This is a genomic window from Mycobacterium hippophais, from assembly GCF_027529605.1.
GTDB lineage: Bacteria > Actinomycetota > Actinomycetes > Mycobacteriales > Mycobacteriaceae > Mycobacterium > Mycobacterium arseniciresistens.
The window spans coordinates 968,508-988,066 of sequence record NZ_JAPZPY010000001.1; the positions used below are offsets into that span (position 1 = coordinate 968,508).

Below are 19,559 nucleotides of genomic sequence, written 5' to 3' on the forward strand. Positions count from 1 at the left end.
CGACCGCGGCGGCTTCGGCGGCCATACTGGCGCGGATGCTGACTCCCGACGACATCGCCGCGCGGACCGCCCGCGCCGTCGCGGCGGCCGCCGCGGCAGGCCGCGACCTCGGAATCCGGTTCGACGAACCGAGAGTGCTCTACGACGTCTTCTCGGTGATCGTCCATCTGGCGCCTGCGCCGGTGGTGGTCCGGGTGCCGACGGTACTGCCGCGGTCGATGGCCGCCGATCCCGACCGGCAGGCGGCGCAGCAGCGCTCGGAGCTGGCGGTGGCGGGGTGGCTCGCCGACCGCGGACATCCGGTGGTTCCGCCCTCCCCTCTGGTGGCGCGCGAACCCGTTCGGCGCGACGACTTTTCGATGACGTTCTGGCAGTATCTCGACGAGCTACCCGGTGCGGAGCCGGACTGGCCGCGGCGCTGCGAGGCGACCGCGCGGCTGCATGCCGCGCTGCGTGACTGCGACGCAGCGGAACTGGGATTCTGGACGCAGTTCACCACCTACATCCCCGAGGGGCTCGCGGACCTTTCCCGGCGGCCCGACCTGATCGCACCCGCGGATGTGGCACGCGCGCAGGAGGAGTGGGAGAAGATCGCACCGGTGTTCGGCTCGCGTGTGGCGTTCGAGGCCGAGTTCCCGGGCGTGGACGTGCAACCCATCCATGGCGACGCACCCTTCTACAACATGATCTCGACGCCGTCGGGCGAGTACTGGTCGGACTTCGAGCTGGTCACACTCGGTGCCGTGGAGTCCGACCTCGCGCTCGCCGGCGCCGAGGGGGTGGCCGCCTACGACGCGGCCGCCGAGCGGCTGGGGATGCGGGTGCTCGACTCACGGGTGCTCGCGCTCACCGAGGCCGCGGGCCGGCTCGCCGCGGTGGCGGCCCTGGCGATGGCTCCGCAGCTGCCGATGCTCGCCGACGCGCTGCGGCCGACGGTCGACGAGTGGCGCTCGCTGGCTTAGGCGGGTGGGCCGGACGTGCGGCCGCGGATCAGCTCGGTGTCGAGCAGTTCGACCTCCGGCAGCCCCGACCGCGGCGGGTGGTGCAGCAACCGGCCGGCGCGCCTGCCCTTGTCCATGCTGGGTTGCACCACGGTGGTCAGGCCGCGGCGCAGCGCGTCGGGGATGCCGTCGAAACCCGTCACGGTCATCTGGCCGGGCACGTAGATGCCGCGGCCGCGCAGGTGGTCCATCGCCGACAGCGCCAGCACGTCGGCGGTGCACATCAGCGCGGTGATCCGCGGATTGGCGTTCAGCGCCACGTCGGCCGCGGCCCCGCCGGAGGAGGGCAGGTGCTCGTAACTCTCGACCACCGTCAGCGATTCGCGTGACAGTCCGGCCGCGGCGAGTGCGTCGTACACCCCGTTGACGCGTTCGCGCTGAACGTGGAAGTGGGGCGTGGTCAACCGCTGCGGGTCGGCCACCGCAGGCTTGACCGTGCCGTTCGGCGGTGCCATGCCCAGCCGCATCGTCAGCAGCCCGATCTGCTGATGGCCCAGTCCGACAACGTGTTCGGCGAGGCGGCGCATCGCCGACCGGTCGTCGATGCCGACCCGCGACAGGCCCGGCACGTCCTTGGGCTGGTCGACCACCACCACCGGCAGGTGCCGCTGCTGGACCACAGGGAGGTACGGGTCGTCGTCGGAGGCGGAGTACACCACGAAGCCGTCGACCCCGGCGGCCAGTACGGCGGCCGACCCGTCCTCGACGCTGCGGTTGGGCCCGATGGCCACCAGCAGTAGGCCCTGTCCGGCCTCCTCGCATGATTCGGCAAGGCCGGCAACGAAATCGAGGGCCGCCGGATCGCTGAACGAGTAGTTGAGCGGCTCGGTGATCATCAGGCCCACCGCACCGGCACGGCGGGTGCGCAGTGAGCGGGCCACCGGATCCGGCCCGGGATAGCCGAGTTGCTTGGCGGCGGCGAAGATTCGGTCACGCAGGTCCGACGACAACTGGTCGGGCCGGTTGTACGCGTTGGAGATCGTGGTCCGCGACACCTTGAGTTCGGCGGCCAGTGAGGCCAGGGTCGCACGCCGGCGCGGGTGCGGACTCCTCGACATGCTGTGTCAGGTTAGCGGACGCGCCGTCGACGGCGAGTCCGGTGCCGTCCGGTCAGGTGACGAGCACGCGGTTCGCCGACGACCGCAGCCCGCGCTGCGCCGCCCACACCACCGCCCAGACCGCGCACGCGATGGTGACGACGACGAAGCTCGGCGGGGCGTTGAACATCGCCGACACTCCCAGTCCCAGCCACACCGACACCAGGCTGATCAGCGTCGCGACGCCGATCGCCGCGGGGGGCCGTGGCGTGAGCATGATGGCCGCGGCCGCCGGGGTGACGACGAGCGCGAACAGCAGCAGCGTGCCGACGGCCTGCACGGCCATCGTCACGGTCAGGCCCAGCAGCACCATGAACGTGATGGACAGCCCGCGCACCGGCACTCCGCGGGCGTCGGCCACCTGCGCGTTGATCGAGGTGAACAGCAGCGGCCGGTAGATGACGCCGATGCTGAGCACCACCATCGCGAGCAGCACGGCGAAGGTGAGCAGTTGCTGATCGGTGATGGCCAGCAGGTTGCCGAACAGCACGTTGGTCAGGGTGCTCGAGTTGCGCGTGGCCAACGAGTTGAACAGCAGGCCGAGACCGGTGGCCATCGCCAGCACGGTTCCCGTGGCGACCTCCCGGTCGGCGGCGCGGCGCCCCAGCGCGCCGATGACCAGTGCTCCCCCGACACAGAACACCCCGAGGCCGAGCACCACCGGCAGACCGAGCAGCACGGCGCCGGTGGCTCCGGGCAGACCGATGTGCGCGAGTGCGTGCGCGGCGAACGCCGTGTTGCGCACGACGACGAAGTAGCCGATGAGCCCGGCGGCGAGCGCCACCAGGGTGCCGCCGACCAGGGCGTTGCGCATGAAGCTCGACGTCAGGATCTGCCACCAGTTCTCCTGGTAGCCCAACGCCACCAAAGTCGTGGTCACTCATGTCCTCCGCACGTACAGGTCGCCCTGTGGAGTGTGCACGACCTCGACCGTGGTGCCGTACAGGTGGGTCAGCAGTTCCTCGTCGACGACGCCGTCGATGGTGTCGTAGTGCGGGTGCCCGTCGAGCAGGTAGACCGCACCGGTGAGCACCCCGAGCAGCGGGTTCAGATCGTGGGCGACGACCAGGATGGTCACGCCCAGCTCGGCGTTGATGCGGCCGAGCAGCGAGACCATCTCGCGCTGGTTGCGCGGGTCCAGCGATGCCAGCGGTTCGTCGAGGATCAGCATCTCCGGGCCGCTCACCAGCGCCTCGGCCAGGGCGACGCGCTGTCGCTGCCCGCCGGAGAGCTGCGACAGCCGCTTGTCGGCCAGCTCGGTCGCGTCGACGGCGGCGAGCACCTCGTCGACCCGCATGCGCTGGTCACGGTTCGCGACGCCGAAACCCCAGCGGTGTCCGTTGAGTCCGAGCGTCACCGCGTCGCGCACCCGGATGGCCTCACCGGTGTGTGAGCCGATTGTCTGCGGCACGTAGCCGATGCGTTCGTTGTCGGTGCCCGGCGGGCGGCCGAACACCTGGACCCGTCCCGCGGAGACGGGCAGCACTCCGAGCACCACCTGCAGCAGGGTGGTCTTGCCGGTGCCGTTGGAGCCGATGACCGCGACGATCCCGCCCGCGGGGATCTCGAAGTCGGCCTGCGACCAGACCGTGCGCCCGCCACGGGCAACGGCGGCGCCCTCGAAGGTGAGCGCCGGTGCAGCGGAGACCGGATCAGGCAGGGACACCAAGCGCCTTCGCGAGTGCGGTCAACTGGTCGACCTGCCAGGACTGGAACGACGAGGCGTCTGCGGGCACCGTCTCGGTCACCTCGACCACCGGCACGCCCGACTTCTCGGCCGCTGCCCGGATCTGCTGTGGCACAGAGCCTTCGGTCTGCACGTTGTAGACCAGGACATCCACTCCACGATCCTCGAGCAGCCGCAGGAACGCGTCGAGGTCGGCGGGCGACGGGTCGGTCTCGCTCGCCGAGGCAGTCCGGTAGCCCTCGGGCGTGCGGTCGGTCAGGCCGACGGCGGCTGCCATGTCGTCGAAGACGCTCTCGGTGGCGGCGTAGGTCTTGCCGGACGCGCCGGCCTTGATCGACGAGATCAGCTCGTCGTACGGCACCAGCGACTCGCCGAACTGAGCCCGCCGCTCGTCGAAGTAGCCCTTGGCCTCGGGTGCGAGCTCTCCGAGCTCGGCGGTGACGGTGTCGGCGACCGCCGTGACCGCGGTGGGGCTGTACCAGGCGTGCGGATTGGCTGCGCCGGCCTCAGCGGCGTGGTCCTCATGTGCGTGGGCGTGGTCGCCGCCGGCCTCGTTGGCATGTTCTTCGCCGGCCCCGTGCGCGGGCTCGTCGTGCCCGGCCTCGCCGCCGCTCGCTTCGAGCGCGTCGACCAGCGGTGCGTCCGGCGCCGAGCCGGCCGCCAGCTTAGCGGCCCACTCGTCGTAGTGACCGCCGTTGATGACGATCAGCTGGGCGTCCTCGAACAGCGCGGCGTCCTTGGGCGCAGGCTCGAAGTCGTGCGGATCGACGGCCGAGCCGGCGAGCACCGTGGTGACCTTGGCACACTGTCCGCCCAGCTCGGACACGATGTCGCCCCACTGGTCGACGCTCACCACCACCGACACCGGATCGGTGGGGCACGCCGGCGCGCTGGATTGCGCCGGGGCGGAGGAGCTCTGGTCGCCGTTGCCGCAGGCCGCCGTCCCGAAGGGCAGGACCAGCAGGACACCGGCGGCCATTGTGCGGACCGCAACGCGCTTCGTCGTCACCCGATAACGATAACGGTTTGCATTATCAGTGGCGAACCGAGGTGGGTCTTAATGAAAATGATTATCATCAAGAGATGTCCAGCCCCGCGGCGCGCCCGCTCCCCGTCACCGTCCTGTCCGGATTCCTCGGCGCGGGGAAGACCACACTGCTCAACCACATACTGGCCAACCGGGAGGGACGGCGGGTGGCGGTGATCGTCAACGACATGAGCGAGGTGAACGTCGACGCCGCGCTGATCGCCGCCGGCGGCCATCTCGGCCGCACCGAGGAGCGGCTGGTCGAACTGACCAACGGGTGCATCTGCTGCACCCTGCGGGAAGACCTCGTCGAAGCGGTCGGCGAGCTGGCCCGGCAGCAGCGGTTCGACCAGCTGGTGATCGAGTCGACGGGCATCTCCGAACCCATGCCGGTGGCCGCCACGTTCAGCTGGGAATTCGACGACGGCTTCAGCCTCGCCCGCGTAGCGCGGCTGGACACCCTGGTCACTGTCGTCGACACCTCGACGTTCCTCGCCGAGATCGCCAAGGGTGAGGCGCTCGCCGACCGCGACATGACCGCGGGTGAGGGCGACGCCCGCAGCGTCGCGGACCTCCTCGTCGACCAGGTCGAGTTCGCCGACGTGATTTTGCTCAACAAGACCGACCTGGTGCCGCCCGCGCGGCTCGGCGCGGTGGAGACAATGGTCCGGCGGCTCAACCCGACCGCCAAGATCCTGCACACGCAGCGCGGCGTCGTCGAGATCGGCGAGGTCCTCGACACCGGACTCTTCGACCCGGTCGCCGCGGCGGAGGCGCCCGGCTGGGACGAGGAGATCGCCGACGGCCACACCCCCGAGACCGAGGAGTACGGCATCGCTTCGATGACCTTCCGTGCCGACCGGCCGTTCCACCCGCAGCGGTTGTTCGACGCGCTCGACGAGGTGCGGGGCGTGTTGCGCAGCAAGGGGTTCTGCTGGATCGCCAGCCGGCCGGAGATCGCCGCGATCTGGTCGCAGGCGGGGCCCAACCTGGTGATCGAGCCGGCCCAGTTCTGGTCGGCGACCGAGCTGCAGCCCGGCCAGGAGATCGTGCTGATCGGGGTGCGGCTCGACCGGGACCGGATCCAGGCGCTGCTGGTCTCTGCGCTGCTGACCGACGACGAGGTCGCCCTCGGAGCGCACGGATGGGCGACGATGCCCGACCCGCTACCGGCCTGGGGAATTACCCACAGCCACGCCCACTGAGCACCCGGGCCGGTCAGTTCATCCGGCCCGCCCTGGCGAGGTTCAGCTCGGCGCGCAGCCGCACCGGCAGCGTCTCTCGGGTCCAGCGGCCGGCGCGGATCCAGTCACACGCGGCCCGCACGTCGTCGCCCGTCACGACCGGGCCGATCCACTGCACCGCGGCCACCGGCACCCGCTCCGCGGTGCACGGCTGCAGCAGCAGCATCGGGCCGCCCGGGGAACGCGTCGCGCAGGTCAGCTCGCCGAGCAGGCATCGGGTGGCCACCAGGATCGCGTGCGGGCACTGCGAGACCACGGCACGCAGTGCAGGCATCAGACCGTCGTCGGGTGGGGTGCCACAGGCCGTGCAGACGGCGACGGTGAAAGGCCGTCCGGTGGCCCGCTGTTCATCGGGAGCCGGCACGGCGACCGTAGCGGCGGTGGAACTTCTCGATCTGGCCAGCACTGTCGGTGTGGCGCTGCGTTCCCGTCCAGAACGGGTGGGAGTCCGCGGACACCTCGACCACGACGAGCGGATAGGTGTGGACGCCTTCGGGCGTCACCCACTCGGTGGTGCGCGACGACGTGATCGTCGACCGGGTCAGGATGGCGGCTCCGGTGTTGGCGTCCTGGAAGACGACGTGGCGGTAGTCGGGATGGATGCCTTGTTTCACGGTCGCAACGGTACGCCTAATTGGCAATCGTTTTCAATAAGCTCTGCCGTGGCGCTACTGAACCGAGGGGCCGAGCGTGTCAGTGACCGACGGCCACCGGCCGAGTGGCGTCCGACGACCACTGCGACCACGAACCGGGGAACAGCTCCGCCTCTACCCCCGCGGCACGCAACGCCGCGATCGTCACCGCGGCGGTGACTCCGGATCCGCAGTACACGCCGACTTCGGGAGTCACTGTGGCGCCGTGTGATTCGAAGATCCGAGTGAGGTCCTGCGTCGGCAGGAATGTTCCGTCGGCGGCGAGCGCGGCCGTGCTCGGCGCGTTGCGCGCGCCCGGGATGTGGCCGGCCACCGGGTCGACGGGTTCGACCTCACCGCGGAAGCGTTCGGGCGCACGGGCGTCGAGAAGCACCCCGCCGTAGCCGGAGACGTCGTCGGCGGTCAGCGTGGGGAGCGCGCCGGCGTACAGATCATCGTACGAGACGCTGACGTCGCCGGGAGCCGGAGTGACCGCACCCGGTTCGACGGCGCCGCCCGCCTGGCGCCACGCTGCGAGCCCGCCGTCGAGGATCCGGACCCCGGAGATGCCTGCAGCACTCAGCACCCACCACGCCCGGGCCGACCCAGCGCGGTTCCAGTCGTCGTAGACGACGGTCGGCACACCGTCGCGCACACCCCACCCGCGCGCCGCCGACTCGACCGCGCGGCCGGCAGGCAGAGGATGGCGGCCGCGGCCGGTGACGGCGTGGTCGGACAGCTCGTCCTCGAGCGAGACATACACCGCTCCGGGCAGATGACCGCGCAGGTAGGCGTCGCGGCCGTCGGGTTCGGTGAGCTGCCAGCGCACGTCGAGCAGGGTGACCGGCCGCCCGTCGGCGCGCAGGCGCAGCAGTTCGTCGGCGGTGATGAGGACGTCGGCACGGGCCACGTCTCGATGGTGCCATCCCTAAGCTGGGCCGGTGACCGACCATGCGTTCAGCGCCGCCGAGCGGCGCGCCGTCTACCGGGTGATCGCCGAGCGGCGCGACATGCGCCGGTTCGTGGCGGGCGCGACGGTCGACGAGGAGGTGCTCGGGCGGCTGTTGCAGGCGGCGCACGCCGCGCCCAGCGTGGGGCTGATGCAGCCGTGGCGCTTCATCCGCGTCTCCGACGGTGGACTGCGGCGCCGGATCCACGCACTGGTCGACGAGGAGCGGCTGCGGACCGCCGAGGCGCTCGGCCCCCGCGCGGCGGAGTTCCTGGCGCTGAAGGTCGAGGGCATCCTGGAGTGCGCCGAACTGCTGATCGTCGCACTGGGCGACGATCGGGCGCGGCACGTCTTCGGCAGGCGCACCCTGCCGCAGATGGACCTCGCCTCGGTGTCGTGTGCGATTCAGAATTTGTGGCTGGCCGCCCGTGCCGAGGGCCTCGGCATGGGCTGGGTGTCGATCTTCGACCCGGACCGGCTCGGCGCGCTGCTCGGCCTGCCCGACGAGGCACAGGCGGTGGCGGTGCTGTGCCTCGGCCCGGTCCCCGAGTTCCCCGACCGGCCCGCGCTCGAACTCGACCAGTGGACGCACGGCCGCCCACTGGCCGAGTTCGTCAGCGAGAACTCATGGCCCGACGCTTCACTCAGTGATCGTGACCGACAGCCCCACTGAGCTCGTTCGGCGTCTGCTCCAGCGTCGTCGACGCAGCCACCGTTCCTCTCGCCAGGTCGATCAGGTGCACCTGTTTGGTCGCCGGGTCCGTGACGTAGACGGCGTCCTCGCGGGTGAAGACCGCCGGGCCCGGCTGCTGCCAGTCGTCGGGCTCCGTCCACTGGCCGGCCACCTGGATGGCTTTGAGGCTGTCCCCTGTCACCGGGTCGAACACGTGCAGCTTGCCGTCGGTGCCGAAAATCAGCGCCTCGCCCTGCGGACCCCGGCCCAGCGACCGGAACCAGTAGCTGACCGACGGAGGCAGCTGCACCAGCCGGAGCTGGTTCGTGGTGGTGTCGATGAGTGAGAACTGCTGCGGGCGTTCCAGTTCGGCGTCCTGGTCGACCTTCATGTCGCCGAGTACCACCGGCGAGTCCTCGTGCCCGCGGGTATTGCCGATCCGGCCGTAGGGGGTGGGGCTCGGAATCTTGGTGAACGTGCCGTTCGCGTACTCGAGGACGCCGTTCTCGCAACCCAGGATGACGACTTCGTCGGCGGCGACCGACTCCCCGTGAATGCCCGGGCACTCCTCGCTGCGGGCGATCTCCCGGTCGCCCTGCATTGCGACCGCTCCGGTGCGGTTCTCCGGATCGCCGATGCTGTGCACCAGGGTGCCGTCCTCGAGGATCACCGCCACGCCATGATGGGGCTGTGGCGTCGTGAACTTCTCGGTTTTCGGCATCCCGTCGGCCAGCGCGTGCGGATCGAAAGCGGTGATCTCCCCGGAGCCGTCGGCGAACAGGACGGTGTGTTCACCGTGCGCGACGACGTGACCGGCTTCTGCGGCCGGGAAGGTCTCGTCGGTCAACTCGCCCGCGGTCGCGTCGAGGACGCGGAAGCCCTCGTCGGTGGTGACGAGGACGTGCGACTGGTCGCCTGCCGAGTTGACGCGCAGGAAGCCGTCGAGCGGGATGTCCTGCTTCACCTCGAGCGTCTCGCCGTCGAGGACGTAGAGCCCGCCGTCGTACGTCGTCACCAGCGGCTCGTTGATCGGCGCAGCCGGCGCCTGGCTCTGGGCCGGCGACGAATCGGTAGTCCCGGCGTCCTCGTTGCCCCCCGAGCAGGCCGCCAGGACGGCCACTGTGCACGACAATGCTCCGACGCGGTACAGCCACCGCGGTGCGTTCATGTTCTTTCCCTTCGGATCTGTTACAGGGCGGCCGGCGGCTATCGCAGGCCGGTGACGATGGCGTCGGTGTTGGCGCGCATCATGTCGAGATACGTCGCGCCCGGCGTACCGGGCGGACTGAGTGATTCGCTGTACAGCGGGACGATCCGCACCTGCAGGCCTGCGTCCTCGGCCAGCACACGGGCCAGCCGCTCGGGCTGTGACGAGTCGACGAAGATCGCCGGCACCCCGGCGGTTTCGATGGCGCCGACCAGTGACTGCAGGTCCGAGGGACTCGGTGCGGCGAGCGTGGTGCCGCTCGGTACGACGGCGCCGACGATGGTGAAGCCGAATCGCTGCGCGAGGTAACCCAGCACGTGGTGGTTCGTCACGAGCTTGCGGCGTTCGGGCGCGATGGCGCCGAAACCGGTGACCATCGCCGCGTCGAGGTCGCGGAGTTCGGTCCGGTATCCCTCTGCGTTCTCGGACACCTCTGCGCCGTCGATGCCGTCGACGTCGCGCATCAGCGCGTCCTCGATGACGTCGACCGCGGTGATCATCCGCTGCGGATCGTTCCAGAAATGCGGATCAGGACTACCCACGCTGTCGCCGTCGGCATAGGGGATCGCGTCGATGTGGTCGCCGACGGCCAGCGTCGGCACGCCGTCACCGGCGGCACTGTCGACGTTGCGGATGACGTTCTCCTCCAGCCCGAGTCCGTTGTAGACGATCAGGCCGGCGCTCGACATCGCCGCGGCGTCCTGGGCGGAGAGGCCGAACGAGTGCGGGTCGGCGTTCGGCTTCATCAGCACGCGGACCTCCGCGGCATCCCCGACCACGTTGCGGACGACGTCACCGAGAATGTTCGTGGTGACGATGATCTCGGACTGCGCACCACTGTCACCGGATCCGCCACCGCACGCCGCCAGTACCGCCGTGCTCAGCGCGACCAACGCGGCCGCGACCGTGCGCCTCACCGGCCCGCCTCCACCATCAGGCCGGGAACTACCTGAGTGCGCAGAGTCCGGGCGATGCGCAGGCCGTCGGCGTAATCGATCTCGTACACCTCGTGGGCCGCGGCATTGTTGACATAGGCGCGGTCGGAATCGATCTCGAGCACCGGCTGCGTACCGTCGATGGGAATGTCACCGGGGAACAGCGGCACCCGCGCCGTCTCGGCGAGCGTGTTCACGTCGAAGGAGCCGAGCGTGCCGTCCCGGTGCAGGACCAGCACTGTGCCGTCGCCGGCGGTGTTGGTGGCCACCGCGTCGGCGACCGGGATCACGGTCCACTTCCGCTGCCGGCTGTCGAGCACCCACACGGCCCCGCCGGACAGGCCGGCGAAGACGTCGGCGCGGTCGCGGTGGTCCATCCGCTCCGGCCGCTGCGCGGGCGCGCCGGGCGGGAACGGCATGGCGGTCACCGTGAGGTCACCGTCGCCACCGGTCACCCGCACCGCCCCGGTCTCGCAGCCGAACACCACCGCCCTCCGGGTGGGCAGCCCCCACACCGGTTTGGGGCATTCGCCGGCCAGGTCCGCAGTCCCGTCGGCCCCGACCACCTGCACGCGGCCGGCATGGGTGACCGTCACCAGCCTGCTGCCGTAGGGCACCGCGGCTGCGACATCGTCAGGAACGGTCAGCCCGGGAGCGGGTTCAATGACTGTGTCCCCCAACTTCTCCCGATCAAGCAGCTGTACCCCGCCGTCCGTCGCCTCGACGGCCACCGCGACGTTGCTCGCGCTGACCGAGGCGGCCGGCACCTCGAGCGTCCCGACCTCACCGGGATCCGTGGCGAAGTAGTGGTAGTGCTCGCCGTGATCGAAGGTCCACGCCCCCGCGTCGACGATCGCCGTCCGGTCGCCCGCGCGCAGATAGCCGAAGCGGCCATCCCCGAGCAAACCGCTCACGGGGCCGTGCGAACCGACCCGCGTCTCAGTCTCGTCGACCGCGTCGTACACCGAGGTGTCACCGCTGGCGGGATCGACGAGCACGAGTTTGGTCAGCGCCCCGTCGAGTTCGCGGGCGCCCTCGACGACGACCTCGTCGTGCCCGTCGCCGTTGGCCGGTTCCTCGGAAGGTTGCGGCGCGTCGTTGTCGGCGCACCCCGCCACCAGCACCGCCGAGGCGGCCGCGACGGCGACCGGCCTCCATTTCGACCGCAGCAGCGATATCAGCGTCGAGACGAAGGAGATCCCGACGGCGACAGCCGCGATGGTGGCGCCGCCCGCGGTACCGGCGTACCAGGAGATCACCAGTCCCAGGTAGACAGCCGCCGAGCCGAACAGGGCCGCGAGCAACATGACCCTGGCGATGGAGCGCGCCCAGGTCAACGCTGTGGCCGGTGGCGCCACCAGAAGGCCGAGCACCAGCAGCGTCCCCACCACGTGGAAGGACGCCACCATGGCGATCGCCATCAGCACCGTCAGGGCGGGGATGGCGAGCTGTGGTCGCAGCCCGAGGGTGACCGCCTTTCGGGGGTCGAAGGTGACCGCCACGAACGCGCGATGGCCGATCACCACCGCCGCCAGAGTGAGCCCGAGCGCCACTGCCAGCACGATCAGGTCACCGGTACGCACCGCGAGCACGTCGCCGAACAGGAAGCCGGTGAGGTCGACGGCGAAGCTCTGCGAACGCGAGACGATGATCACGCCGACCGCGAGCATGCCGACCAGCAGCAGTCCGATGCTGGTGTCCGACGACACCTTCGAAGACCGGCCGATCGCGGCGACGCCGATCGCCATGGCCAGCGCCGCGACCATGCCGCCCACCATCAGGCTCGTCCCCGCCAGCGCTGCCAGCGCCACCCCGGGCAGCATGCCGTGCGTCATCGCCTCGCCGAGGAAGACGCTGCCGCGCAACAGCACCCAGCATCCGACCAGTGCGCACAGGCAGGCGGCGATCACACCGGCGACCAACGCCCGAGTCACGATGTCCGCCTCGAAGGGTTCGGTCAGCCAGCGGGTCATGCCGTACAGTCCTAGCAGTAATGAAAACCATTATCAACAAGGTGAGCGCCGTCACGCCCCGCATCGACGTGGCGGGCGTCGACTACGGCTATCCGCGGACGGCGGTCTTTCGCGGCCTCACGCTGTCCATCCCGCCCGGCGCCGTGACGGCCGTCGTCGGATCGAACGGCTCGGGCAAGTCCACCCTGCTCGGACTCCTCGCCGGGGTACTACGCCCCGACCGCGGCGACATCCGCGGCACCACAGGCGATGTGGCCTTCGCCGTGCAACGCAGCGAGGTCACCGACACCTTCCCGATCACCGCGGCCGAAGCGGTGATGATGGGCCGCTGGCGTCGGCTCGGACTGCTTCGGCGACCCAGCCGCGACGACCGCGCGGTGGTGGACCACTGGCTCGTCGAGATGGGACTCGACGGGCTGCGACGCCGGACGCTCGGCGAGCTGTCCGGTGGCCAGCGCCAACGGGTGCTGCTCGCACAGGCATTCGCCCAGGACGCCGGCCTGCTGCTGCTCGACGAGCCGACCACAGGACTGGACGCCGCGGCGTCCGCCTCGGTGATCTCACACCTCCGGCGACTGGCCGATGCGGGCACGACGGTCGTCGCCGCCACCCACGACGCCGCGGTCGTCGACGCCGCCGATCAGCGCATCGACCTCGACCGGGTGCCGCCGCACTAGGCTGGCGGCATGCCAACGGCTCGTGCCGATCTGTTCGTCGACCTCAACGCCGACCTCGGCGAGGGCTTCGGGATCTGGGACCTCGGCGACGACGACGCGATGCTGGACATCGTCACCAGCGCCAACGTCGCCTGCGGCTTCCACGCCGGCGACCCCGCCCGGCTGGCGAGGGTGTGCCGGGCCGCCGCCGAGCGCGGCGTCCGGGTCGGCGCGCAGGTCAGCTACCGCGATCTCGCAGGCTTCGGCCGCCGCTTCATCGACGCCACCGCCGAGGACCTCACCGCGGACGTGATGTACCAGATCGGTGCGTTGCAGGCGCTCGCCCATGCCGCAGGGTCACGGGTGTCCTACGTCAAACCCCATGGTGCGCTGTACAACTCGATCGTCGGCCATCACGGCCAGGCCCGCGCGGTGGCGGCCGCGGTGCACGCCGTCGATCCGGGGCTGCCGGTGCTCGGCCTGTCCGGGTCGGCGTTCTTCGCCGCCGCCGGGGAGCTCGGACTGCGCACGGTGCCGGAGGCGTTCGCCGACCGGGCCTACCGCGCCGACGGTCAACTGGTGTCGCGCCGCGAACCCAACGCGGTGCTCGGCGACGTCGGTGAGATCGTCGAACGGGTGGTGTCGATGGTGACCGCCGGCCGCGTCGACGCGGTCGACGGTTCGACGATCCCGATCTCCGTCGCCTCGGTCTGCGTGCACGGCGACTCACCGGGCGCGGTGGAGATCGCCACCGCGGTGCGGCGCCGCCTCACCGACGACGGCATCACCGTCGCACCGTTCACCGCCTAGCCGACCGCCTCCCGGTTGGCGCCCGCGACGACGGAGCCGAGCAGACCCGGCAGCGCCGCGTCCACCTCCTCGACGCGCAGTCGCTGGCAGGTGTGCCCGTCGAGAACAAGTCGCTCCGTGAGCCCCGCCTCGCGCAGGATCCGGAAATGGTGCGCGGCCGTCGACTTGTTGATGCCGTCGTAGAGCCCGCCGCACTGCACCGGTGCGCCGGCGTTGAACAACCGGCGCACCATCTCCAGCCGCACCGGGTCCCCGATGGCGCCGAGCACGTGCTGCACGGACGCGACCGGGTGGGTCGGGTAGGCGGCGGTTGGCGGTGTCATGTGTCCTTTGCCACGCGAAGTTTGATGAGGATCGAACCTAACGTACTCTCAGTTGAAGTTCGATGCCTGTCAAACCAATCATCGGGAGGGATCGGAGTGGTCGCGATCGAGTCTCCGCACGTCGACACCCAGCGCTGGGCGTACCCGCTGCTGCTGGTGCTCAGCGGCGTGGCGCTCGGCGTCTCGGGACTGCCCGCCCCGCTGTACGGCATCTACGAGTCTGCCTGGCACCTCTCGCCGCTGGCCACCACCGTGGTGTTCGGGGTCTACGCCATCGCCGCCCTGGCCGCCGTGCTGGTGTCCGGTCGCATCTCCGATGTGGTGGGCCGCAAACCCGTCCTGGTCACCGCGCTGATCGCCCTGCTGGTCGGGCTCGGCGTGTTCCTGATCGCCGACAACATGGCGCTGCTGCTGGTGGCCCGCACGATCCACGGCGCGGCCGTCGGCTCCATCGTCGTCGCGGGCGCCGCCGCACTGCTCGATCTGCGTCCTGACCACGGCGTGCGCTCCGGCCAGCTGAGCGGCGTGAGCTTCAACATCGGCATGACCGTCGCCATCGTCGGCTCCGCGCTGCTGGCCCAGTACGCGCCGCACCCCCTGCGCACCCCGTATGCGGTGGTGGCCGTCCTGTGCCTGATCGTCGGTGTCGGCCTGCTGGCGCTGCGCGAACCGCACCTCACCCGCAGCGGCGGACCCATTCGGATCGCGCGTCCCGCCGTGCCGGCCGAGATCCGCGCCGACTTCTGGTTCGCCGCCCTCGGCGTGATGGCGTCGTGGTCGGTGCTCGGCGTGCTGCTGTCGCTGTACCCGTCGCTGGCCGCCCGCCAGACCCACATCGACAACCTGGTGTTCGGCGGCGCCGTCGTCGGCACCACCGCCTTCGCCGCCGCGCTGGCCCAGCTCTTCGCCACCCGGATGCCCGCACGGCGCGCGGCCGTCGTCGGAGACGTCGGCATGGCGATGGCTCTGCTCGTGACGATCCCGGTGCTGATGTCGCACCAGTGGCAGCTGGTGTTCGTCGCGGCCGCGCTGCTCGGCGCCACCTTCGGACTCGGCTTCGGCGGCTCGCTGCGCCACCTGTCGGACGTGGTGCCCGCCGACCGTCGCGGCGAGACCATGTCGGCGTACTACCTGCTGGCCTACACCGCGATGGCGGTGCCGACGCTGATGGCCGGATGGGCCGCGACACGCTGGGACATCACCGCGGTGTTCCCGTGGTTCGCCGGCGCCGTCGCGGCGGCCTGCCTGGCGGCCGCCGCGTTCGGCCTGCGCAGCACCCGAGCCGCCGCCCGCGCCTGACGCGCCGGGAGCTCTCGCGAGCAGGCTCGGCGTCGATCGCGACTGGCACAATGGCCGCCGTGGCCGCCCCCGCACCGACCCGTCTCCGCCCGGGGTCGATGCCGGTGCTGGTGGTCACCATCGTGGCGCTGGCGCTCTTCGGCGGCGCGCTTCGCGAGGTGGTGCTCGACCGGCCGACGCTGGCGACGGCGGCCACCGTGTTCTGCGGAATCTTCGTGCAGGCCCTGCCGTTCCTCGCGCTGGGCGTGGTGATCAGCGGACTGGTCGCCACCTTCGTCACCCCCGACCGGCTGGCACGCTGGCTGCCGCGGCGCACCGGCCCGGCCATCCTGACCGCGGGCGTGGCGGGCGCTGCGCTGCCCGGATGCGAATGCGGTTCGGTGCCGGTGGCTCGGCGGCTGTTCGGCGACGGGGCCGTCGGCGCCGCGGCGCTGACCTTCATGCTGGCCGCACCCGCGATCAACCCCGTGGTGCTGGTCGCGACGGCGGTGGCGTTCCCCGGCGCACCGGAGATGGTGGCGGCCCGCTGCGCGGCGTCGCTGCTGACCGCGCTGATCATGGGTGCGGTGTGGGCGAGGTTCGGCCGGGGCGAGTGGATCACCCGCCGGCTGCCCAGCGCTCACGACGACGGCACGTCGTCGCGCTGGACGGTGTTCACCGAGGCGGCAAGGCACGACTTCCTGCAGGCGGCTTCCTATCTCGTGATCGGCGCGGCCGCCGCGGCGGCGCTGCACATCCTGGTGCCCGACTGGGTGTTCGAGCATCTCGCCGGCCAACTGGTGCTCGGCATCGTCACCATGGCGCTGCTGGCGGTGGTGCTCGCTCTGTGCTCGGAGGCCGACGCCTTCGTCGCGGCGAGCCTGACGATGCTGCCGCTGCTGCCCCGGTTGGTGTTCCTCGTGGTGGGCCCCGCGATCGACCTCAAACTCTTCGCGATGCAGGCCGGCATGTTCGGCCGCGCGTTCGCAGTCCGGTTCGGCCCGGCCACCTTCGTGGTCGCGACCCTGGTGGCCACCGGTGTCGGCCTGGTGGTGCTGGGGCCGCAATGAGCCGCGAGACGGAGAACGCGCTGCTGCTGCTGGTCGGTGTGAGCACCGCCATCATCACCGCCACCGGCGTCTACACCCGATACGTCAAACCGTCGCTGCTGCCGTGGCTCGCGGCCTCGGCGGCGCTGCTGATCGTGCTCGCGGTGACCGCGATAGTGCGGGATGTCCGGCGCGGCGGCCATTCTCACGACGACGATGGTCACGGACACCGCACCGGAGCAGCGTGGCTGCTGGTCCTGCCCGTCGCGCTGCTGGCGTTCATCGTGCCGCCGCCGATCGGACCGCTGGCGGCGGGCCCGTCGGTGACCGAGGTGTCCACCGACGTCCTGCGCCGCCCGTTCCCACCACTGTCCGCGGAGCCCGCCCCTGAGGTCTCACTGCCGGACGTGCTGATCCGCGTCGCCCAGGACAGCGCGGGCACTCTGAACGGACGCTCCATCACCGTCGTCGGCTTCACCATGAGGGACGGCACCCGCACCGACCTGGCGCGGGTGGTCATCATGTGCTGCGCCGCCGACGCCCGGCTGGCGCGCATCCACGTGGGCGGCCCGGCCGCAGCCCGACTCGCCGACCTGCCCGAGAACACCTGGGTTCGCGTCGAGGGCGAAGTGCCTCCCGGACAGGGCGATTCGTCGGGCCGCAGCATCCCGATGCTCAACGTGTCGCAGGTGACGAGCATCGACCCGCCGAAGGAGCAGTACGCCTACTAGGCGGGCCCCATGGGCAGCAGCGCCATCTCGCGGGCGTTCTTGATCGCGATCGCCACCTGACGCTGCTGCTGCACGGTCAACCCGGTGACCCGGCGCGACCGGATCTTGCCGCGCTCACTGAAGAACGTGCGCAACAGCGGAACGTCCTTGTAGTCGACGCGGGTCACTCCCGCGGCTTTGAGCGGATTACGTTTCTGCCGTTTGGTTTCGGGTAGGGGCGCGCGGCGCTGCCTCGGCTTCTTCTTGGCCATGGTCACCAACTCGACTTCCGGATACCGGGCAGCTCGCCGCGGTGGGCGAGTTCGCGGACCCGTACCCGCGACAGCCCGAACTTGCGCAGGTGCCCGCGCGGGCGGCCGTCGACCGCGTCGCGGTTGCGCAGCCGGACCGGGCTGGCGTCGCGGGGCATCCGCTGCAACTCCCGCTGGGCGGCCGCCCTTTCCTCGACGGTGCCGGCCCGGCGGATGATCTCCTTGAGCTCACCGCGGCGTTCGGCGTAGCGGGCCACCGTCGCCCGCCGCCGCTCGTTCTTGACGATCTTCGACGTCTTGGCCATCAGCGCTCCTCCCTGAAGTCGACGTGACGGCGCACCACGGGGTCGTACTTCTTCATGACCAGCCGGTCCGGGTCGTTGCGGCGGTTCTTGCGCGTCACGTACGTGTAGCCGGTGCCCGCGGTCGATCGCAGTTTGACGATCGGGCGGATCTCGTTGCGCGCCATCAGATCTTCTCCCCCCGCGCCCGGATGCGGGCAACCACGGCCTCGATGCCGTCACGGTCGATGACCTTGATCCCCTTCGCGCTGACCGTGAGCGTGACCCGGCGGCCCTGCGAGGGCAGGAAGTAGGTCTTGCGCTGGATGTTGGGGTTCCAGCGGCGCGGGCTGCGCCGGTGCGAGTGCGAGACCGTGTTGCCGAATCCTGGCTTGCGCCCGGTGACCTGACAATGCGCGGACACGTCGCCCTCCCTTCTCTACTAATGACAATCGTTTTCGACAAGCGTCGACGGAGACGGTAGCGTAACCACCGAGTAAATGAAAACGATTGTCAACACGACGGAGGTGTGATGCGGACACCGGTGGTCGTCGTCGCCGGCCAGGGCTACGTCAACAAGGTGAGTGATCTGCTGCTGCAGACGCCCGGCACTGTCGCGGTGGTACATCGCTTCGACGGACAGGTGGTGGTGCGCGCGGTCGCGATCCGGCGGGGCGACCAGGTCGAGCTGTCCGAGTGGCCGCTGGAGCTGACCGGGGGCTGTGTCGGCTGCACCGTCCGCAACGATCTGCTGGTGCTGCTGCGCAGGCTGCACCGTCGCAGTGACGTCGACCGCATCGTGGTGCAGCTGCAACCGTGGCTGGAACCCGAACCCGTCTGCTGGGCGATCGAGAACATCCCGGTGCACGTCGGGCCGGGCTATATCGACGGCCCGGCCGGCCGCGACGTCCGCATCGACTCCGTGGTCACCTGTGTGGACTCCGCGGACTGGCTCGAGCAGGCGCTCGGCGAGGACGAACTCGACGACAACCGCACGGTGGCCCAGGTGGTGGTCGGGCAGGCCGAGTTCGCCGACGTGCTGGTGCTCACCGCACCGGAACCGAGGACGCTGGCGGTGCTGCGCAGGCTGGCGCCCAGGGCCCGGCTCACCGTCGGCACCGACCACGTAGAGACGGCGCTGGCCAACCTGGAACCCGACGCCCGGCGCGGCCGCGAGCACAACCCGCACGACCCGCTGCTGGCCGGCGAACCACCGCTGCGCGCGGACGGCGACGTCCGCCTCGTCGAGTTCACCGCCCGCCGCCCGTTCCACCCGCACCGGCTGCACCAGGCCATCGACGACCTGCTCGACGGCGTGGTGCGGGTGCGCGGCCGGGCCTGGCTGGCCAGCCAGCCCGACGCCGTCGTCTGGATCGAATCCGCCGGTGGCGGACTGCACGTCGGCCATGCCGGCGAGTGGCTGGTCGCGATGTCGGCCAACCAGCGCGCCTACGTCGCACCCGACCGCACCGCGCTCGCCGCGCTGCACTGGGACGACCGCTTCGGTGACCGCCACGTGTCCATGACCGCGCTGCTGTGCGGCGCCGACCCCGAGGTGATCACCCGCGCCCTCGACCGCGCCCTGCTCACCGACGACGAGCTGGCCCGGCCCGACGAATGGCCCTCCTATCCCGACCCGTTCGGCGACTGGCACGAGGATCCCTGCGATGACCTGGACGTGGACGCGGTCAAGGACCCCGCGGTCAACGACGGCCACGACGGCGGCCAGGGAGCGGCACCGCTCTAGGGTGGGCC

At 70.8% G+C, this 19,559-nt stretch carries 24 protein-coding genes; 9 read left to right on the forward strand and 15 right to left on the reverse strand.

The features are described 5' to 3' along the window. Positions 1-35 precede the first annotated feature (35 nt). A complete protein-coding gene (locus O6P37_RS04860; protein WP_269892971.1) occupies positions 36-962 on the forward strand; it encodes an aminoglycoside phosphotransferase family protein in 927 nt (308 codons plus the stop codon). On the opposite strand, the gene O6P37_RS04865 is transcribed toward O6P37_RS04860, so the two are convergent. The 4 genes from O6P37_RS04865 to O6P37_RS04880 are packed head-to-tail and all read right to left on the reverse strand — an operon-like array spanning position 959 to position 4,764. Continuing rightward, a complete protein-coding gene (locus tag O6P37_RS04865) occupies positions 959-2,059 on the reverse strand; it encodes a LacI family DNA-binding transcriptional regulator (protein ID WP_269892972.1) in 1,101 nt (366 codons plus the stop codon). The two genes, O6P37_RS04860 and O6P37_RS04865, sit on opposite strands and share 4 nt — an antisense overlap. Positions 2,060-2,111: 52 nt before the next feature. Next, positions 2,112-2,978: a metal ABC transporter permease gene (locus O6P37_RS04870; RefSeq protein WP_269892973.1), complete on the reverse strand. Its 867-nt coding sequence runs from the start codon at positions 2,976-2,978 to the stop codon at positions 2,112-2,114. Next, complete coding sequence (locus O6P37_RS04875) at positions 2,979-3,764, reverse strand: metal ABC transporter ATP-binding protein (RefSeq protein WP_269892974.1); 786 nt, start codon at positions 3,762-3,764, stop codon at positions 2,979-2,981. Continuing rightward, positions 3,751-4,764 carry a metal ABC transporter solute-binding protein, Zn/Mn family gene (locus tag O6P37_RS04880; RefSeq protein ID WP_269893174.1) on the reverse strand — a complete coding sequence of 338 codons (1,014 nt, stop codon included), beginning with the start codon at positions 4,762-4,764 and terminating at the stop codon, positions 3,751-3,753. Before O6P37_RS04880 ends, O6P37_RS04875 begins: the two co-directional genes overlap by 14 nt. Before the next feature lie 104 nt (positions 4,765-4,868). Between O6P37_RS04880 and O6P37_RS04885 the strand changes: the two genes are divergently transcribed. Then, a complete protein-coding gene (locus tag O6P37_RS04885) occupies positions 4,869-6,017 on the forward strand; it encodes a GTP-binding protein (protein WP_269892975.1) in 1,149 nt (382 codons plus the stop codon). A gap of 13 nt (positions 6,018-6,030) precedes the next feature. Here O6P37_RS04885 and O6P37_RS04890 read toward each other — a convergent pair whose 3' ends face one another. From O6P37_RS04890 to O6P37_RS04900, 3 genes are all read right to left on the reverse strand, one after another. Next, positions 6,031-6,420 (reverse strand): hypothetical protein, encoded by a 390-nt coding sequence (locus O6P37_RS04890; protein WP_269892976.1) that lies wholly within the window; start codon positions 6,418-6,420, stop codon positions 6,031-6,033. Further along, positions 6,404-6,670, reverse strand: a complete 267-nt coding sequence (locus O6P37_RS04895; protein ID WP_269892977.1) for a type B 50S ribosomal protein L31 — start codon at positions 6,668-6,670, stop codon at positions 6,404-6,406. Before O6P37_RS04895 ends, O6P37_RS04890 begins: the two co-directional genes overlap by 17 nt. Before the next feature lie 79 nt (positions 6,671-6,749). Next, on the reverse strand, positions 6,750-7,598 hold the full coding sequence (locus O6P37_RS04900) for a sulfurtransferase (protein ID WP_269892978.1): 849 nt from the start codon (positions 7,596-7,598) through the stop codon (positions 6,750-6,752). A 31-nt stretch (positions 7,599-7,629) separates the two neighbouring features. On the opposite strand from O6P37_RS04900, the gene bluB reads away from it, so the two are divergent. Next, on the forward strand, positions 7,630-8,310 hold the full coding sequence (bluB, locus tag O6P37_RS04905; RefSeq protein WP_269892979.1) for a 5,6-dimethylbenzimidazole synthase: 681 nt from the start codon (positions 7,630-7,632) through the stop codon (positions 8,308-8,310). Here the strand turns inward: bluB and aztD are convergent. The 3 genes from aztD to aztB are packed head-to-tail and all read right to left on the reverse strand — an operon-like array spanning position 8,282 to position 12,425. Beyond that, on the reverse strand, positions 8,282-9,478 hold the full coding sequence (gene aztD / locus O6P37_RS04910; RefSeq protein ID WP_269892980.1) for a zinc metallochaperone AztD: 1,197 nt from the start codon (positions 9,476-9,478) through the stop codon (positions 8,282-8,284). The genes bluB and aztD overlap by 29 nt on opposite strands. A gap of 38 nt (positions 9,479-9,516) precedes the next feature. After that, a complete protein-coding gene (gene aztC, locus O6P37_RS04915) occupies positions 9,517-10,434 on the reverse strand; it encodes a zinc ABC transporter substrate-binding protein AztC (RefSeq protein WP_269892981.1) in 918 nt (305 codons plus the stop codon). Beyond that, complete coding sequence (gene aztB, locus O6P37_RS04920; RefSeq protein WP_269892982.1) at positions 10,431-12,425, reverse strand: zinc ABC transporter permease AztB; 1,995 nt, start codon at positions 12,423-12,425, stop codon at positions 10,431-10,433. Before aztB ends, aztC begins: the two co-directional genes overlap by 4 nt. A gap of 20 nt (positions 12,426-12,445) precedes the next feature. Here aztB and aztA point away from each other — a divergent pair, with 20 nt between their 5' ends. Both aztA and O6P37_RS04930 read left to right on the forward strand, forming a co-directional pair. Continuing rightward, the gene (aztA, locus tag O6P37_RS04925; RefSeq protein ID WP_269892983.1) at positions 12,446-13,102 is read left to right on the forward strand and encodes a zinc ABC transporter ATP-binding protein AztA; all 657 of its coding nucleotides are present in this window, start codon (positions 12,446-12,448) and stop codon (positions 13,100-13,102) included. 9 nt (positions 13,103-13,111) lie between these two features. Then, complete coding sequence (locus O6P37_RS04930) at positions 13,112-13,891, forward strand: LamB/YcsF family protein (protein WP_269892984.1); 780 nt, start codon at positions 13,112-13,114, stop codon at positions 13,889-13,891. Here the strand turns inward: O6P37_RS04930 and O6P37_RS04935 are convergent. Beyond that, entirely contained in the window at positions 13,888-14,214 is a 327-nt protein-coding gene (locus O6P37_RS04935; protein WP_269892985.1) for an ArsR/SmtB family transcription factor, read from the reverse strand. The two genes, O6P37_RS04930 and O6P37_RS04935, sit on opposite strands and share 4 nt — an antisense overlap. Before the next feature lie 96 nt (positions 14,215-14,310). Here O6P37_RS04935 and O6P37_RS04940 point away from each other — a divergent pair, with 96 nt between their 5' ends. The 3 genes from O6P37_RS04940 to O6P37_RS04950 are packed head-to-tail and all read left to right on the forward strand — an operon-like array spanning position 14,311 to position 17,272. Then, positions 14,311-15,513, forward strand: a complete 1,203-nt coding sequence (locus O6P37_RS04940) for an MFS transporter (protein WP_269892986.1) — start codon at positions 14,311-14,313, stop codon at positions 15,511-15,513. 50 nt (positions 15,514-15,563) lie between these two features. Continuing rightward, on the forward strand, positions 15,564-16,562 hold the full coding sequence (locus tag O6P37_RS04945; RefSeq protein WP_269892987.1) for a permease: 999 nt from the start codon (positions 15,564-15,566) through the stop codon (positions 16,560-16,562). Then, positions 16,559-17,272, forward strand: coding sequence for a TIGR03943 family putative permease subunit (locus O6P37_RS04950; RefSeq protein WP_269892988.1), 714 nt, complete (start codon positions 16,559-16,561; stop codon positions 17,270-17,272). Before O6P37_RS04945 ends, O6P37_RS04950 begins: the two co-directional genes overlap by 4 nt. On the opposite strand, the gene rpsR is transcribed toward O6P37_RS04950, so the two are convergent. The 4 genes from rpsR to rpmB are packed head-to-tail and all read right to left on the reverse strand — an operon-like array spanning position 17,269 to position 18,228. After that, positions 17,269-17,523, reverse strand: coding sequence for a 30S ribosomal protein S18 (gene rpsR, locus O6P37_RS04955; RefSeq protein WP_269892989.1), 255 nt, complete (start codon positions 17,521-17,523; stop codon positions 17,269-17,271). The genes O6P37_RS04950 and rpsR overlap by 4 nt on opposite strands. A gap of 2 nt (positions 17,524-17,525) precedes the next feature. Further along, on the reverse strand, positions 17,526-17,828 hold the full coding sequence (gene rpsN / locus O6P37_RS04960) for a 30S ribosomal protein S14 (RefSeq protein ID WP_269892990.1): 303 nt from the start codon (positions 17,826-17,828) through the stop codon (positions 17,526-17,528). After that, positions 17,828-17,992: a 50S ribosomal protein L33 gene (gene rpmG, locus O6P37_RS04965; protein WP_269892991.1), complete on the reverse strand. Its 165-nt coding sequence runs from the start codon at positions 17,990-17,992 to the stop codon at positions 17,828-17,830. Before rpmG ends, rpsN begins: the two co-directional genes overlap by 1 nt. Next, the gene (gene rpmB / locus O6P37_RS04970; RefSeq protein WP_269892992.1) at positions 17,992-18,228 is read right to left on the reverse strand and encodes a 50S ribosomal protein L28; all 237 of its coding nucleotides are present in this window, start codon (positions 18,226-18,228) and stop codon (positions 17,992-17,994) included. The genes rpmG and rpmB overlap by 1 nt, the downstream gene beginning before the upstream one ends. 108 nt (positions 18,229-18,336) lie before the next feature. Between rpmB and mrf the strand changes: the two genes are divergently transcribed. Further along, the gene (mrf, locus tag O6P37_RS04975) at positions 18,337-19,551 is read left to right on the forward strand and encodes a ribosome hibernation factor-recruiting GTPase MRF (RefSeq protein ID WP_269892993.1); all 1,215 of its coding nucleotides are present in this window, start codon (positions 18,337-18,339) and stop codon (positions 19,549-19,551) included. The last annotated feature ends 8 nt before the right edge of the window (positions 19,552-19,559 follow it).

Excerpts from the sequence above, each read along its gene's own strand:
- rpsR (WP_269892989.1), bottom strand. The coding sequence starts at position 17,523 with ATGGCCAAGAAGAAGCCGAGGCAGCGCCGCGCGCCCCTACCCGAAACC.
- rpmG (WP_269892991.1), bottom strand. The coding sequence starts at position 17,992 with ATGGCGCGCAACGAGATCCGCCCGATCGTCAAACTGCGATCGACCGCG.
- O6P37_RS04880 (WP_269893174.1), bottom strand. The coding sequence starts at position 4,764 with ATGGCCGCCGGTGTCCTGCTGGTCCTGCCCTTCGGGACGGCGGCCTGC.
- O6P37_RS04950 (WP_269892988.1), top strand. The coding sequence starts at position 16,559 with ATGAGCCGCGAGACGGAGAACGCGCTGCTGCTGCTGGTCGGTGTGAGC.
- rpsN (WP_269892990.1), bottom strand. The coding sequence starts at position 17,828 with ATGGCCAAGACGTCGAAGATCGTCAAGAACGAGCGGCGGCGGGCGACG.
- aztD (WP_269892980.1), bottom strand. The coding sequence starts at position 9,478 with ATGAACGCACCGCGGTGGCTGTACCGCGTCGGAGCATTGTCGTGCACA.
- O6P37_RS04945 (WP_269892987.1), top strand. The coding sequence starts at position 15,564 with ATGGCCGCCGTGGCCGCCCCCGCACCGACCCGTCTCCGCCCGGGGTCG.
- aztB (WP_269892982.1), bottom strand. The coding sequence starts at position 12,425 with ATGACCCGCTGGCTGACCGAACCCTTCGAGGCGGACATCGTGACTCGG.
- O6P37_RS04860 (WP_269892971.1), top strand. The coding sequence starts at position 36 with ATGCTGACTCCCGACGACATCGCCGCGCGGACCGCCCGCGCCGTCGCG.
- aztA (WP_269892983.1), top strand. The coding sequence starts at position 12,446 with ATGAAAACCATTATCAACAAGGTGAGCGCCGTCACGCCCCGCATCGAC.
- O6P37_RS04935 (WP_269892985.1), bottom strand. The coding sequence starts at position 14,214 with ATGACACCGCCAACCGCCGCCTACCCGACCCACCCGGTCGCGTCCGTG.
- O6P37_RS04885 (WP_269892975.1), top strand. The coding sequence starts at position 4,869 with ATGTCCAGCCCCGCGGCGCGCCCGCTCCCCGTCACCGTCCTGTCCGGA.
- O6P37_RS04865 (WP_269892972.1), bottom strand. The coding sequence starts at position 2,059 with ATGTCGAGGAGTCCGCACCCGCGCCGGCGTGCGACCCTGGCCTCACTG.
- O6P37_RS04930 (WP_269892984.1), top strand. The coding sequence starts at position 13,112 with ATGCCAACGGCTCGTGCCGATCTGTTCGTCGACCTCAACGCCGACCTC.
- mrf (WP_269892993.1), top strand. The coding sequence starts at position 18,337 with ATGCGGACACCGGTGGTCGTCGTCGCCGGCCAGGGCTACGTCAACAAG.